Consider the following 15562-nt stretch of genomic DNA (forward strand, 5'->3'; position numbering starts at 1 on the left):
CGCTCGACTTGCATGTGTTAGGCACGCCGCCAGCGTTCATCCTGAGCCAGGATCAAACTCTCAAAAATAATTTGGCTCATATGAGCTGACTTTATGGTTAATTGAATTACTATTCGTCTGCTGTTTAGTTTTCAAAGTTCATTTTGGTTTGTCTTAACGACAAGTAATACTATATCAGCTTTTTCTACATGAGTCAACACTATTTTACAATTTTCTTTAAAAATATTTTATTTTGTCGATATTAAGATAAAATGCTACCCAAATTGGGCAGCATTAGATTTTTTCCTCTTCACTCAAAACTTCATTCATACTTCCAGTTCTATATCCTTCTAAATCCATGGTTACATAAGCAAACCCTAATTCCTTTAACTTCTTACTTATATCGTTTAAAAGGCTTATATCAAATAATTTTACTCTTTCATCAGGAGCTACTTCAATTCTAGCAATTTGGCCATGGTGTCTTATTCTAAACTGTTTAAATCCTAAATCTCTTAAGTAATTTTCTCCTTTATCTAGCATAGTTAGTTTTTGTGGAGTTATTTCTTCTCCATATGGAAATCTAGATGATAAACAAGCAAATGCAGGTTTATCCCAAGTTGGGAGATTTAATTCTTTAGATAATATCCTTATATCTTCTTTGGTAAGCTTAGCTTCTTTAAGTGGACTTACAACATTCAGCTCTCTAGCTGCCTTACTTCCAGGCCTATAATCTTTAAGATCATCAAAATTTGATCCATCTAAAACATTTTTTATATTATTGTCATTAGCAACTTCTCTTACCTTGCTAAATAATTCATACTTACAATAATAGCATCTATTTGGAGGATTTTTACTAAATCCTTCTATTTCAGTTTCTTCTGATTCTATAACTATTTGCTTTATACCTATTTGTTTTGCTAATTCTATAGATTGCTTAAACTCTCTTTCTGGATAAGTAGAAGAAGTAGCAGTTACTGCTATTGCATTATCTCCTAATACATCCCTACATACTTTAGATAAAAAAGTACTATCAACACCTCCAGAGAAAGCAACTGCAACACTTTCTAAGCTTCTTATTATATCTTTCAAGTTCTCATATTTAGTCTCTAAATTCATAAATACCCATCCCCCAGCTCTTTGTTAACTATTTATAATATCCTTAACTATTTCTGATGCAATAATAAGACCTGCAACAGATGGAACAAATGAAACACTTCCTGGTATCTGTCTTCTATCTACACAAGTTCTATCCTTACTTGGACATATACATTCAGTCTTGCAATCTCCACCTATATTTTTAGGGGTTATAGGAGCTTCTTTTGAATATACAACTTTCAAATTCTTTATCCCTCTTTTTCTTAACTCGTATCTCATAACTCTTGCAAGAGGACATACAGAAGTTTTGTGTATATCAGCAACTTCTAACATCGTTGGATTTAATTTATTTCCTGCACCCATAGAACTTATAATAGGAATATTCATCTCTTTACATCTTTGTATCAAATCTAACTTTGAAGAAACCATATCTATAGCATCTACTACATAAGAATAATCCTTTGAAAGAAGTCTTGGCGCACTTTCACTGTTGTAAAGTTCCTTGTAAGTTATAACTTGTGCTTTAGGATTTATTTCTAATATCCTATCTCTCATAACTTCAACTTTAGGTTTTCCTACTGTTTTTCTAGTAGCATGTATTTGTCTATTTATATTAGTAAGACATACGTCATCGTCATCTACAAGCACGAATTTTTCAACTCCACTTCTAACCAGACCTTCAACAACAAATGTACCTACTCCACCTATTCCAAACACAGCTATAGTACTTTTCTTTAATTTATTGAGTCCTTCTGTTCCTATTAACATCTCTGTTCTTGAAAATTCATGTAACATACTGACACCTCTTATATTTAAATTAAATTTAATTATTAGTATTTACATTAGATAAAAAAGTCTTTCTTTGAAAGATTTTAAAGGTAGACTTTTTTGAAATTCATAACGGAAATTATAAATTATCCACAATTCAAAAAGTTTATAATTTCCTATTCATTATGAAAAAACTAGAACCATATGGTTCTAGTTTATCAATATGATTATAACATTTAGTTGTATATAAAATAAACTGTTTTATTTAATTTGTTCCTATATCATCCTTTATTTTGTATTTCTTTACTTTTCTATATAAAGTAGCTATTCCTATATTAAGTGCATCTGCTATTTTTTTCATTCCTTCTGTAGTAGATCCATATTTTTTTATAGCCTTTACTATTTCTTCTTTTTCTAGATTTTCAAAAGTCTTAACTTCTGAGTATTCTTGCATCTGTATAGATAAAAGCTTTCCTATATTTTCGATAAAACTCATAAGTTCATCTTTCTTAGAAAGCATATTTTCCTTTTGTTCCTCACTGAAAGCTACAAGCCCTATTACCCCTATAACTTCATCTTCAGTCTTTATAGGAGAACAAATATCAGCAACTTCTTCGCAATAATCTTTTTTATTGCATTTTTTGCATTTCTCGTTAGAGTACTTCTCATGCATTATATAGCTCTCACCAGTTCTAAGAACTTCAGAATATATAGAGTTTTCATCTATACTTTCACCTATTTTAGAAAAATAACTTCCAGTGCCTGCTATTCTTTTTAGATTCTTATCTACTAAAGTAACTTCAACATCTAACACTTTAGATATATTGTCGCACATATTCTGTATATAGTCATTAACTCCTATTTTCATAAGTATCATCTCCTAAAACTGTTTATATAATAATTTTACTTTTATACTTTTTCAAAATCAAGAAAAAAGAAAGATGAATTACTTCATCTTCCCTTTTAGATAGTCTATAGCCGTTTTTAGCTGATCCTCTTCTTTCTCAACAAGTATGTGAGGTTTTATTCCTTTACCATGTATATACTCTCCATTTGGAGTGAAATACTGTGCTATCGTAAGTTTAAATCCTGATCCATCATTAAGAGGTTTTACTCTTTGAACAAGGCCTTTACCGAAAGTAGTAGTTCCGATTAATACTCCCGCTTCATTATCTCTCACAGCTCCTGCAAGAATTTCTGATGCTGAAGCAGAACCTTTATCAACTAAAACTGCTAAAGGTATATCTATCTGATTTCCATCTGACTTTAGGTAATCCTTCTTACCTTTGTTATTTTTTGTGTAAACTATAGTTCCCTTGCCTAGTATTTCATCTGCTATTTGCTTACATTGATCTAAAAGCCCTCCAGGATTTCCTCTTAAATCTATTATAAGACCTTTTATACCCTTAGATCTTAGCTCTTTTAGATTACTTTTAAAATCGTCTGCAGTTTTTTCATCGAATGTAGTTATTCTTATATAACCTATATTATCTTCTAATACTTCTGATTTTACAGTCTTAAGTCTTATTTCTTCTCTTTTTATATCTACTGAAATTTCTTTACCTTCTCTTAATATAGTTAATTTCACATTAGTTCCAGCAGGACCTTTCATCATACTTATAGCTTTGTCCATTTCTCTTGCTGTAACTTCATTTTCATCAACCTTTATTATTTTATCCCCCGCTTTAAGTCCTGCCCTATATCCAGGAGTATCCTCTATAGGAGAAACTATTGTTATTAATCCATCTTCACCCGGAGTTACTATTATTCCTACTCCACTGTAAGTTCCCTTAGTATATTCCATTAAGTCCTGAAACTCTTTTTGTGTTAAGTATTGAGAGTATGGATCATTTAATCCCTCAAACAATCCCTTAATAGCTGAATTCATTAACTCTTCTTCATTAACCTGTGTATAATAATTTTCTTCTATGGCCTTCTTTAATGATATTAGTTTTGAAAACTGCTTATACTCCTCATAATTAGCCTTTGTAACTACTGCTACATTCCCTGTAAATAAAGCTAGGTTTAAAGCTAACGAAGCTGTTAATACAACTCCTATAAAACCATATAAAAACTTCTTTTTAGAAATCAATAATACGCATCCCCTTTTATGTAGTTTATATCTTTATTATATGTTAAAAACATTCTTTTATGATAAAAGGTCCAGGGAAATCCTAGACCTTATCTCAGCCACGACATTGGATCTACATATGCACCATTTTTTCTAACTTCAAAATGAAGATGTGGACCTGTTGAGTTTCCTGTTGATCCTGCTCTTGCTATTGCTTGTCCTCTTTCTACTTTCTGACCTTGTGATACTAGTAAAGTAGAGTTGTGTGCATAAAGAGTTACTATTCCTCCACCATGATCGATTAAAACAGTCTTTCCATATCCACCTAACCAATCTGCTTGAAGTACCGTTCCACTGTTTGCAGCAACTATTGTAGCTCCCATAGGTGCTGCTATATCTATACCAGTATGCATTCTAGGAACATTAAATATTGGGTGAATTCTATTTCCAAACGGTGATGTTATTCTTGTATATCCAGGTGCAGGCCATAAAAGAACCCCTCCTGCATAATCTCCTTTTGATTGCATCTTTTGTATTTCTTTTTCTAAGCTCTTTGCATACCTCAGTAATTCGTCTTCTTGAGCTAAAAGCTTTGATTGCTCTGACTCTAATTGTTTTTTAAGCCTATTTTGCTCTCCTCTTGATACTAAAAGTCTATTTTTTTCTATTTCGATAGAATTTTTAAGATTTACTATTTTCTTTTGATCATTTTCAAGCCTAAGCTTTTTAGCTTCTACTACTTCCTTACTTTTTCTAAGCTCTTCTAGCAATTCTTTATCATGATTTACTATTTTCTTTATCATATCTAAATTAGATAGAAGCTCTGTTATATCTTTAGATGAAAAAAGTACATCTAGATATCCAACATCAGATACTTTATACATAACCTTTAATCTTCTACCTAGCATTTCATTATTTTCTTCAATATTTTTTTCTATCTCGTTTATTTCCTTTTGAGTAGATCTAATCTGCCTTTCTGTTTCTTTAAGCTCTGAATTTATCTTAGCTATTTCTCTTTCTCTTTCATTTATTTCTACTTCTAATGCTCTTATCTGCTCCTCAACACTTTTTTGTTCTTTCTTATTTTCATTTATTGCTTTATTTATATTATTTATGCTTTGGTTTACATTATTAAGCTTTTTTTGGTAATCAGATACACTCTGTCCAAATACACTCAAGCTAGATATATAAAGCAATAAACTCAGTATAAGTGCAATCTTCTTCATATCATAGCCCCCTAAACTCTAAGATATTTTCTAAGTGAAAAAATACTTCCTAAAACTCCTATACTTATTCCCATAACTACAAATATCGTAGCTAAAGTGCTTGATATTTGAGATATAGGAAGTACATACTCTGCAAACGCAGAATACGTAGGATCTCCCAGTTTTTCGTATATACCATCATAAGAAAAGTATATAATACCAAAGGCTAAAGCTGACCCTAACCCTCCAAGTACTATACCTTCTATTATAAACGGCCATCTTATAAACCAATCTGTAGCCCCTATATATTTCATTATATTTATTTCTTTTTTTCTAGCATGTAATGCAAGTTTTACTGTATTAGATATTATAAATAAAGAAAGCATAGATAATAAAGTTATAAGAATAAGCCCTACAGTTCTTATTGTATTTGATATATTAATAAGCTTGTCTATTATATCCTTGTAATACTTTATATCTTCTATTTCAGTGTAATTTCTAAGACTAGACACAACATAGTCTGCGTCCTCTAGACTTTCAATGCTTATTATAAATGAATTTTGAAGTGGATTGTCTATTCCCTCTAAAAGATAAGCATCTTCTCCCCATCTTTCCTTTAATTTCTTAAGTGCATCATCTTTAGATTCAAACTCTACTTTACTTACTCCATCTATATCTTTTATACTTTCTCTCATAGCCAATATATCTTTTTCATTTATATCTTCATGTAAAAAAACCTGTACCTTATCAAATTGCTGCTGAGCTAATAACATAATGTTATTTATATTCAAGACAATGCTTAGTACTATTCCTAATATAAATAGCGAAGCTGCAACAGAACCTATGGAAGCTATACTCATAGTTCCATTTTTTAATATCCCTCTTACACCCTCCTTTATATTATAAATCATACTGTTCATCATTCTCATAACTTCCCCTTTCTTCGTCTCTTACCAAAACTCCTTTTTCTAAGGCTATAACTCTTCTTTTTAGCTTATCAACTACATCTTTAGCATGAGTTGCCATTATTATAGTTGTTCCTCTTTTATTTATATCTCCTAGTAGATTCATAATCTCCCAAGCTGTTTGTGGATCGAGATTTCCAGTTGGCTCATCAGCTATCAACAAAGTAGGATTATTTACTATAGCACGTGCTATACTAACTCTTTGCTGCTCTCCACCAGATAACTCACTTGGATATGACTTTGCTTTATCACTAAGGCCTACAAGCGATAAAACAGAAGGAACTCTTCTTCTTATTTCTTTTGAACTATGACCTGTTATCTGCATAGCAAAAGCTACATTATCATATACGTTCTTGTTTTGTAAAAGTCTGAAATCTTGAAATACTATACCCATACTTCTTCTAAGTTTTGGTATTTTTCTCTTTGGAAGCTTTGTGATATCTACACCATCTATTATTATAGTTCCAGATGTTAATTCTTCTTCTTTCAATAAAAGCTTCATAAAAGTAGACTTACCTGCTCCTGATGACCCTATAAGGAAAACAAAATCTCCCTTGTTTATTTTTAAATTTATATTTGAAAGAGCAATCCTATCATTTTTATAACACTTAGTAGCATTTATAAACTCTATCATACATTACCAACTCCACTCATTCGTTTTGTACATACCCTATTATAACAATAAATCTACAAAAACTTCAATTAACATAAAGTAAATATAACAAATTTAGAGGAAAAATACTATATCTGTATAACTGTATAGATAAGTAAATACAAGGGGGAGATAAGTTTGAAAAAAGAATTTAGGAAAAAAGTTCTAGCTCTAAGAAAAAAACAGAATGCCGATGAAATAACTCAAAACTCTTCTTTAATTTTTGACAATTTATGCAGTATAAGGGAATTTGAAGATAGCAATACAGTAATGGTTTATCTTGATTTTAATAATGAAGTGAAAACTGATAAGATTATCAAGCATCTTTTAAGCTTAAATAAAAGAGTATTAATTCCTATAACAATACTTAAAACTAAAGAGCTTATACCTTCTCAAATAATGGATATAGAAAACGAAACATTTATTTCAACATTTGGTATAAGAGAACCTAAGAGAGAGTTTATAAGAAAGGTAAATAAAAATGAAATTGATCTTGTAATAGTTCCAGGAGTTGCTTTTGATAAGAATGGTTATAGACTAGGTTATGGGGGAGGGTTTTACGATAAGTTCTTAAGTGATTTAAACTGCATTACTGTAGGAATTGCATTTGAATTTCAGATATTTGATTGTATACCTAAGGAAGATCATGATATAAAACTTGATTATATAGTAAGTGAAAAGAGAGTGATAAAAATTCGCTCCGCTCATGTCACCAACGAAGTCTACGACTTCCGTTGCTCAAAATTATCAACTTTAAGAAAGTAAACTCCTCGTACGAGGAGTTTAAATTCTTCCTTTCTTATCTTCTTTTTTGTCTTCATCATCTTCTTCATGGAATTTATCTAATGCTTCTTTAACTCTTCTATCAACTTCATCTATTGTAAGACCTGTTAGTATTTCAATACCTTCATTTACATGACCTATAGCATATACATGGAATTTCCCTTCTTTTATTGCTTCTATTACCTCATCTTTTAACATTAGATTTTTTACATTTTGCTTTGGTATCATTACCCCTTGCTTTCCAGTTAATCCTTTTGATTTACATATGTCAAAGAATCCTTCTATCTTTTCATTTACTCCACCTATTGGCTGTATCTCACCTTTTTGGCTTATTGAACCAGTAACTGCTATATACTGCTTTATAGGTATTTGAGCTATACTTGATAATATTACATAAAGTTCAGTACTTGATGCACTATCTCCATCTATTCCAGAATAATTTTGTTCAAATGTTATAGACGTGGTTAAAGAAAGAGCTCTTTCTTTTGCATATTTTTCTCCTAAATATCCACTCAATATCAATACCCCTTTATCGTGGATGCTTCCGCTATGCTTTATTTCTCTTTCTATGTTTATTATTCCAGATTTCCCTTTATATGTGGATGCTGTTATTCTAGATGGTTTTCCAAAGCTATGCTGACCTGTTCCCATAACAGCAAGTCCATTTATCTGACCTATTTTCTCTCCATCTATGTCTAAAAGAAGTGTTCCATCATTAAACATTTCATTTAATTTCTCTTCGTATTTATTGTTTCTATATATTCTAGCACTTATAGCTCTTTTTATATCGTCTGCTGTTACATATCTATCATTTGGATCGCTCAGTGCATCTGCTTCATAAAGTATTTCCACTATTTGATTAAATCTTGCACTTAATTTGTTCTTGTTCTCACATATTCTTGAACTATATTCAACTATTTTCTCAACTGCAGATCTATCAAAATGCTTAAGCCCAACCTTTTCACAATGACTTGCTATAAACATTGCTAGCTTATATACATTTTCTTTACTTTTATCTATTTCTATATCAAAATCTGCCATTATTTTAAATAGTTTTCTAAAATCTTCATCGTAAGCATATAAAAGACTATAAGTATACGGATCTCCTATAAGTATAACTTTAACATCTAAATCTATTGGTTCTGGCTTTAGTGTAGATGTAACTATATATCCGTATTGCTTATTTAGTGATTCTATTGTAACTGTTGAACACTTTAAGGATCTTTTAAGACCTTCCCATGCAAATGGGTGACTAAATACGTCTTTAGCATTCAATATCAAAAATCCCCCATTAGCTCTGTGAAGTGCTCCAGGTTTAAGCTCTAAAAAGTTAGTTGTTAAAACTCCAATTTCATTCTTATACTCTATCATACCTGTTAGATTATAGTATGTCGGATTGGTTTCTGTTATGATAGGAGCCCCTTTTTGTTGACTATTATCTATGAATAAGTTTACTTTATATCTTAAGAAAAATTTAGTATCATCCTTTTGTAAGAATGATAACATACCTTTTTGCAGTTCATCTTCTTTTCTTTTAAACTTAGATATATTTTCAACTATATCTTCTTTTAGATCATGTATATAAGATAAAGTTTTTTCGCTATCACCATAGTTTTGAATTAAGTTTTCTATATAAAAACTTACTACTCTTTCACCTGTAATTTTATCTAGTTCTTTCATTTTATCTTTGAACTTTTCTTCTAACATTTTCATTTTGTTTAGATATTCAGTTATGTCTTTAGTAAGCTCGTTTGATCTTTCCCTTATTTCGTTCATTTGCTCATCTGTTAAGGCTTTGTAATCTTCATCACTCATAGGAGTTCCGTCAGCCTTTGTAGGTATATTAAATAAACCTCTTGATGTTTGCTGAAATACAAATCCTCTACCTCTTGCAAACTCATTTAATTGAGCAACTAATTCATGACTCATTTTTTCAAAAGTTTCTATTATTTCTCTATTTCTAGTTTCATATTCTTTAGATTCGAAAGCTTTAGGTATTTCACTTTGTAATTTCTCAGATATTTCTTCAATATCCTTTTTGAATTTCTTACCAACTCCACTATCAAATGATAAAGCTATTGGTTCATCAGGCGACTTAAAATTATATACATAAACCCAGTCACGATTGTTTCTTTCATATTTTGCAACTTGTTCTACTAACGAATTAGTATAACTGGTCCTTCCTGTTCCACTTATACCAGCTACATATATGTTGTATCCCATTTTCTTAACTTTAAGTCCAAAGTTCAAAGCTTCGACAGCTCTACCTTGACCTATTATTCCCTTTAAAGGCTTTAAATCATCAGTTGCTTTAAAGTTTAGGTCTTCTAAGTTACAGTCATATTTTAATTTATCAATAGGCACTTTATATCTATCTAACATTTCCATATTTTCCACCTTTGTATTTTAATCTTTTGATTTAATTTTTCCCAAAAACGAAAAAAATAACCTCATGTGAGGTTATTTTTCTTCAACTCTATTTATTAGTTCAATCTTATCTGGAAGTTCTTTTAAAGTAGTTTTAACTACAACATAAGGATGTGCATCTTCTGGAGATTTATACACTGAATAAACTTTCATCACAACCTTATCTTCTTCATTTACCATTTCTATTCTTTCTATTTCAACTCCATGCTCTTTATTTTGCCCTCTTGTAACTATAACATATATTTCTTCGTCAATTTTACAAGATAAAGCTCTTTCTTCATCTATGTATTTTGGCATTATATCTAATATCTTCTGTGGTATTTCATTTCTTTCAACCATTGTGAATTCAACAACATCTGATTTTTGTCCTAGGAATTTAGGCATGATTAAAAATGCACCAACTACAAGAAAAATTGCAATTAACCCATACATTACAGCTTTAGTGTTCCAATTAATTTTCAAAACATATCACCTCCTGCTTCCTATAACAAATTATATGAGAAGATATATTTTGTTAGAACATATTTTATAATAAAATAAATCCCTACACAATGTAGGGATCTAAGTTTATTCTGACGATAATTCTGTACTATCACTCTTATTTGGATATAATGTGCTAAATAATACGAATACTATTAAGCTAAATAACAATCCAGGGAATATTGGGTCAAGTCCAAAGAATGATACTATATTTTTTTCAACTAAAACTACAGCTATACTTCCTACTAGTAAAGATGATATGGTTCCAATCCAACTAGCCTTTTTCCAATAATGACCAAGTATATATGGGAAGAATGCTCCTCCTGCTCTTAATGTAAAGGAGAACATTAAAACATTTATTATACTATTAGTATTAGTTAAAGCAACTATCATAGATAAAATACCTATTACAACCATAACATATTGTGTTACTCTTAAAACTTTCTTATCATCTGCATCCTTATTTATATATATTTTGTATATATCATTTGCAAATATAGATCCAGCTCCTAACAGGTCAGAGTCCGCACTTGACATTGTAGCAGATATTAGTCCTGCAAATAGTAATCCAACTAATACAGGTGGCATAGTATGAACTGCAAGTGTTGGAAGTGCGTATCTTGCTCCATTTGTCATTATGTTAGTAGCATCTATAGTTCCATTTTGAACCATAGAGAAAGTGATAAGTCCTAGTATTGCTGGAATAAATGCAAATACTAAATATACTCCTGCTGCTATTAATGATCCTTTGACTGCAGCCTTTTCATCTTTAGCAGCATAATACCTTTGAACTGCTTCTTGACCTACTGCAAAAGAAGCTGTATACATAACTATTAATGATATTATTGTTTTCCATCCTATACCCTCTGTCAAGCTAAGCTTTTCTGCTGGGAGTGTACTAACTACATTACTCCATCCTCCTGCTGAGTTTAATGCAAATGGAACTACAAGCATCATTCCACCTACTATTAAGAACATTTGTATAAAGTCTGTTAGCGTAACGCTCCATAATCCTCCTAAAACTGAATATATAGTAACTATAATAGCAACTATTACAACAGCTGTCTTATAGCTTATTCCCGTCATAACAGATAATACTACGGCAGAAGCTATAAACTGTATAGCTGTAAGACCTATCAAAGGTAGAATCATAATTATTGCTGTTATAAATCCAGGTGCTTCTCCGTATCTTCTTCTGAAGTATTCTGGAACAGTTTTAACAAGTGAGTTTCTCAGCTTTGGAGCTACGAATGAAAGTATCACAAATGTTACTCCCATTGCTAGAACATACCATATAGAACTCATTCCCCATTCTCCATAAGCCTTCTCAACAACTCCAAGTGAACTTCCTCCGCCAACTTCAGTAGCTGCAAGTGTACCTGCCATCATTATAGGTCCAAGTCTTCTTCCTGCAACCATAAAATCTTCGTTGCTTTCAATTTTCTTTGACGAGTACCATCCAATATAAAGCATGATTCCAAGGTAAATAATAACAATACTCAAAGCTATAGGATTCATTAGAACACCTCTTTCTTATAATATTTTAAAAAAGTTCTACCTTTATATTTAATCTATTCACATGGATAATAATTGTTACAAAAAAATCGCCAGTGAATTCACTAGCGATTTATAATAATTTATTTTCCCCCCATCAAAAGAGTCATGACTGCTTTTGATGTATGAAGTCTATTTTCTGCTTCGTCATAAACTATAGAATGAGGTCCATCTATGACAGAATCTTCAACTTCATTTCCTCTATCTGCAGGAAGTGCATGCATATACATTACATCTTTACTTCCAAGTGCTATCATTTCTTCTGTACACTTCCAGTGTCTATTAGATTCTAATAAATCATCTATAACGTCTTTACTATCGTTAGTTACCCAGCTTCCCCAGTTCTTAGGAATAACAAAGTCAGCATCTTTGTAAGCTTCTTCCATGTCATGAGTAATTGTTAATGTTCCTCCGTGTTTTTCTGCATTTTTTCTAGCTTTTTCTATTACCCAATCTGGTAGTTCATATCCCTTTGGATAAGCAAGTGTAACATCCATTCCATATCTAGGGAATAAAAGAACTTGAGATACAGGAACTGATATAGGTTTTTTATGACTTTTAGCATATGCCCATATTATAGAAACCTTAGCTCTTCTTACATCCTTAACTTTTTCTTGCATAGTCATAAGATCTGCTATAGCCTGAAGAGGGTGATATAAGTCGCATTGCATATTTATTATAGGAACACTTGAGTATTTTTCCATTTCTCTTAGATACTTGTTTCCTTCTCCCCAGAAGCAGTTTCTACATGCTATTGCATGACCAAACCTAGATAGTATAATACCTGTATCCTTTGCAACTTCTCCGTGAGCTATTTGCATAGTACTAGTATCTAGGTAGTTTGCATGGCCTCCAAGCTGTGCTATTCCTGCTTCCATAGAGTTTCTAGTTCTAGTTGATTGCTCAAAGAACATAAGAAACATAGTTTTATTTTCCAAATAAGGTGTGTTAACTCCCATGGCAAATTTTCTTTTTAAATCGAATGATACATCCAAAAGCGTATCGATTTCTTCCTTAGTCCAGTCCTCAAGAGTTATAAAGTGTTTACCCCTAAATATTGTTTGCATAATTATCCCCCTTTATTTGCAGTACTTATTTATATATACAGATGGTATTGCAGCATACATTGCAGCTGCTTTTACAAGTTCATCTTTCCATGTTCTTTCATTAGGAGCATGTGCTTGATCTTCATGACCTGGTCCAAATCCAATACATGGTATACCATATCTTCCCATTATAGATACTCCATTTGTTGAGAAAGTCCATTTGTCAACTAAAGGCTCGCTATTGAATAATTCCTTATATGTGTCTACTACAGTCTGGCACACAGGATGTTCTTCTTCAATTAACCATGTTGGGAAGTAGGATTTTGTAGGATATATAAGTCCCGTGAAAGATGGCCTTTCATAATGATACATTTCAACAGTTGCACCACAAGCCTTAACAGAAGGTAAATTTCTTATCTCATCAAGAGCCTTTTCAAATGTCTCGCCTGCAGTTAATCTTCTATCTATAGATATATAGCATCCATCAGCAACTGCACATCTTGAAGGTGAGCTAAAGAATATTTCAGAAACTGTTAAACTTCCCTTGCCTAAAAATTCATGTTCTAATAATCTTTCATTTAATTCCTTAAGTTCACTTATTATAGGAGCCATTTTGTATATTGCATTATCTCCTCTTTCAGGAGCAGACCCATGGCAACTAAGTCCTTTTGTACTTACTTTTATCTCCATTCTACCTCTTTGACCTCTGTATATATTACAAGATGTAGGTTCTGTAAGAACTACAAATTCAGGTCTTATATTATTTTCTTCTATTATGTATTGCCAACAAAGCCCGTCACAATCTTCTTCTTGAACAGTTCCAGTTACTATAAGTGTATAATCTCCCTCAAGGTTGAGATCTTTTATTATCTTTCCTGCATACACCATAGATGCCATTCCACCTTCTTGATCACTTGCTCCTCTTCCTATTATAATTTCATCATCTTCATATCCTTCATAAGGATCATACTCCCATAAACTTCTGTCCCCTATTCCTACTGTATCTATATGAGCATCCATAGCTATAATGTGTTTACCATGACCTATATATCCTAGTATGTTTCCCATATTGTCTATTTCAACTTTGTCAAACCCTACTTTTTCCATTTCCTCTTTTATTCTATAAACTAACTTTTCTTCATTGCAGCTCTCACTAGGGATTGCTATCATATCTCTAAGGAACTTTGAGATGTCTTCCTTATACGAATTTGCTTTTTCTAATATTTTACTAAAATCCATATTTGTGTATCCCCCTCTATAAAGAAAGCTCATATTTTCCATCCCACAACACTTTTCTATAATTAACAGGGTCAGTATCTCCTTCGGTACTAAATACAAGAACAGTAGAATTTTCATTTAATCCTAGTTTTTCTTTTATTTCTTTGTAATTTTCATCTTGCATAATAAGGGAAAGTATCCCTATACCTATTGCTCCTGATTCTCCTGACACTATCTTTTCATCATTTCCTATTGGATTAGCTAAAATTCTCATACCCCTAGCAGCGGCATGATCACTACTTGATATATACATATCAGAAAAATCTCTTAATATATTCCAACCTATTGGGTTTGGTTCTCCACAAGCAAGACCTACCATTATTGTTTCAAGATCTCCACTAACCCCATAAGGCTTGCCATCTCCAATTATTGCTGATTTAAATATACATGCTGCGTTATCTGGTTCTAGTATAGTAGTTATTGGAAGATTATCTTTAAATACATTAGCATAATATCCTAGAACTGCTCCTGCCATAGATCCTACTCCTGCTTGTAAAAATACATGAGTAGGCCTTTCAATCCCTATCTCATTTAGCTGCTCTATTGCTTCATCTGCCATTGTTGTATAGCCTTGCATAACCCATTTTGGAATTTCTTCATATCCATTCCAAGCAGTATCTTGAATTATTTCATATCCATTTTCTTGTGCTACTTTCATAACAAGTCTTACAGCATCATCGTAATTTAAATCTGTAACTATTGCCTCTGCCCCAAGTTCTCTTATTGCTTCAACTCTCCTAATTGCAGATCCTTTAGGCAAATATACAATTGCCTTTTGATTTAGCTCCTTAGCTGCCCACGCAACTCCTCTTCCATGATTCCCATCGGTTGCTGTAACAAATGTCATCTGACCTATTTTTTCTCTGACTCCATCTGATTTTAAGTATTCAAATGTAGTTTCATTTATATTTATCCCAAGTTTTTTACAAAGTAATTTTCCTATTGCTAGCGACCCACCAAGCACCTTAAATGCATTTAGATTAAATCTAAAAGATTCATCTTTTACAAAAATCTCCTTAACTCCAATTTCTTTTGCTAGATTGTTAAGTCTACTAAGAGGTGTTCTTTCATAGCCTCTAAATGTTTTATGAAATCTTCTTACATTTTTAACTTCTTCTTTAGATAAAAATAGTGGATATTCTCTAGACCTATCTTTTCTATCCGTATTGTATACTGATGATATATGCACAAAACTACCTCCCCTCACTTTAATTTATTTTGTAGTTGATAAGTTTATGAAATAAATTTGCACAAAAAAA

At 31.7% G+C, this 15562-nt stretch carries 14 protein-coding genes and 1 rRNA gene; 1 reads left to right on the top strand and 14 read right to left on the bottom strand.

Going from position 1 to position 15562, the window contains the following annotated elements; genetic code table 11:
• From CLOTH_RS07590 to ftsE, 8 genes are all read right to left on the bottom strand, one after another.
• Positions 1-68 (bottom strand): 16S ribosomal RNA (locus CLOTH_RS07590); the annotation flags it as partial.
• A 205-nt stretch (positions 69-273) separates the two neighbouring features.
• Positions 274-1095: an ATP-dependent sacrificial sulfur transferase LarE gene (larE, locus tag CLOTH_RS07595; RefSeq protein WP_079412743.1), complete on the bottom strand. Its 822-nt coding sequence runs from the start codon at positions 1093-1095 to the stop codon at positions 274-276.
• A 24-nt stretch (positions 1096-1119) separates the two neighbouring features.
• Entirely contained in the window at positions 1120-1869 is a 750-nt protein-coding gene (locus CLOTH_RS07600; protein WP_079412745.1) for a tRNA threonylcarbamoyladenosine dehydratase, read from the bottom strand.
• 238 nt (positions 1870-2107) lie between these two features.
• Positions 2108-2710 (bottom strand): GAF domain-containing protein, encoded by a 603-nt coding sequence (locus tag CLOTH_RS07605; protein WP_079412747.1) that lies wholly within the window; start codon positions 2708-2710, stop codon positions 2108-2110.
• Positions 2711-2788: 78 nt separating this feature from the next.
• Positions 2789-3934, bottom strand: a complete 1146-nt coding sequence (locus tag CLOTH_RS07610; RefSeq protein WP_079412749.1) for a S41 family peptidase — start codon at positions 3932-3934, stop codon at positions 2789-2791.
• A gap of 89 nt (positions 3935-4023) precedes the next feature.
• A complete protein-coding gene (locus CLOTH_RS07615) occupies positions 4024-5139 on the bottom strand; it encodes a murein hydrolase activator EnvC family protein (RefSeq protein ID WP_079412751.1) in 1116 nt (371 codons plus the stop codon).
• A gap of 11 nt (positions 5140-5150) precedes the next feature.
• Positions 5151-6047 carry a permease-like cell division protein FtsX gene (gene ftsX, locus CLOTH_RS07620; protein WP_331722058.1) on the bottom strand — a complete coding sequence of 299 codons (897 nt, stop codon included), beginning with the start codon at positions 6045-6047 and terminating at the stop codon, positions 5151-5153.
• Positions 6019-6717, bottom strand: a complete 699-nt coding sequence (gene ftsE, locus CLOTH_RS07625) for a cell division ATP-binding protein FtsE (RefSeq protein ID WP_079412753.1) — start codon at positions 6715-6717, stop codon at positions 6019-6021. Before ftsE ends, ftsX begins: the two co-directional genes overlap by 29 nt.
• 156 nt (positions 6718-6873) lie before the next feature.
• Between ftsE and CLOTH_RS07630 the strand changes: the two genes are divergently transcribed.
• Positions 6874-7500, top strand: coding sequence for a 5-formyltetrahydrofolate cyclo-ligase (locus CLOTH_RS07630; RefSeq protein ID WP_079412755.1), 627 nt, complete (start codon positions 6874-6876; stop codon positions 7498-7500).
• Between the two features lie 18 nt (positions 7501-7518).
• Here CLOTH_RS07630 and CLOTH_RS07635 read toward each other — a convergent pair whose 3' ends face one another.
• The 6 genes from CLOTH_RS07635 to dpaL all read right to left on the bottom strand — a co-directional run bounded on the left by CLOTH_RS07635 (position 7519) and on the right by dpaL (position 15492).
• Entirely contained in the window at positions 7519-9906 is a 2388-nt protein-coding gene (locus CLOTH_RS07635) for a Lon protease family protein (RefSeq protein WP_079412757.1), read from the bottom strand.
• 72 nt (positions 9907-9978) lie between these two features.
• Positions 9979-10407, bottom strand: a complete 429-nt coding sequence (locus tag CLOTH_RS07640) for a hypothetical protein (protein WP_079412759.1) — start codon at positions 10405-10407, stop codon at positions 9979-9981.
• Positions 10408-10512: 105 nt separating this feature from the next.
• On the bottom strand, positions 10513-11943 hold the full coding sequence (locus CLOTH_RS07645) for a sodium:solute symporter family protein (protein WP_079412761.1): 1431 nt from the start codon (positions 11941-11943) through the stop codon (positions 10513-10515).
• Between the two features lie 119 nt (positions 11944-12062).
• Complete coding sequence (locus CLOTH_RS07650) at positions 12063-13046, bottom strand: ornithine carbamoyltransferase (protein WP_079412763.1); 984 nt, start codon at positions 13044-13046, stop codon at positions 12063-12065.
• A 12-nt stretch (positions 13047-13058) separates the two neighbouring features.
• Positions 13059-14264, bottom strand: a complete 1206-nt coding sequence (locus CLOTH_RS07655; RefSeq protein WP_079412925.1) for a YgeY family selenium metabolism-linked hydrolase — start codon at positions 14262-14264, stop codon at positions 13059-13061.
• Positions 14265-14280: 16 nt separating this feature from the next.
• Positions 14281-15492 (bottom strand): diaminopropionate ammonia-lyase, encoded by a 1212-nt coding sequence (dpaL, locus tag CLOTH_RS07660; RefSeq protein ID WP_143715448.1) that lies wholly within the window; start codon positions 15490-15492, stop codon positions 14281-14283.
• Positions 15493-15562: the final 70 nt, after the last annotated feature.

Origin of the sequence: Alkalithermobacter paradoxus (assembly GCA_002029295.1) — a bacterium.
Taxonomy (GTDB): Bacteria; Bacillota; Clostridia; order Peptostreptococcales; family Peptostreptococcaceae; genus Alkalithermobacter; species Alkalithermobacter paradoxus.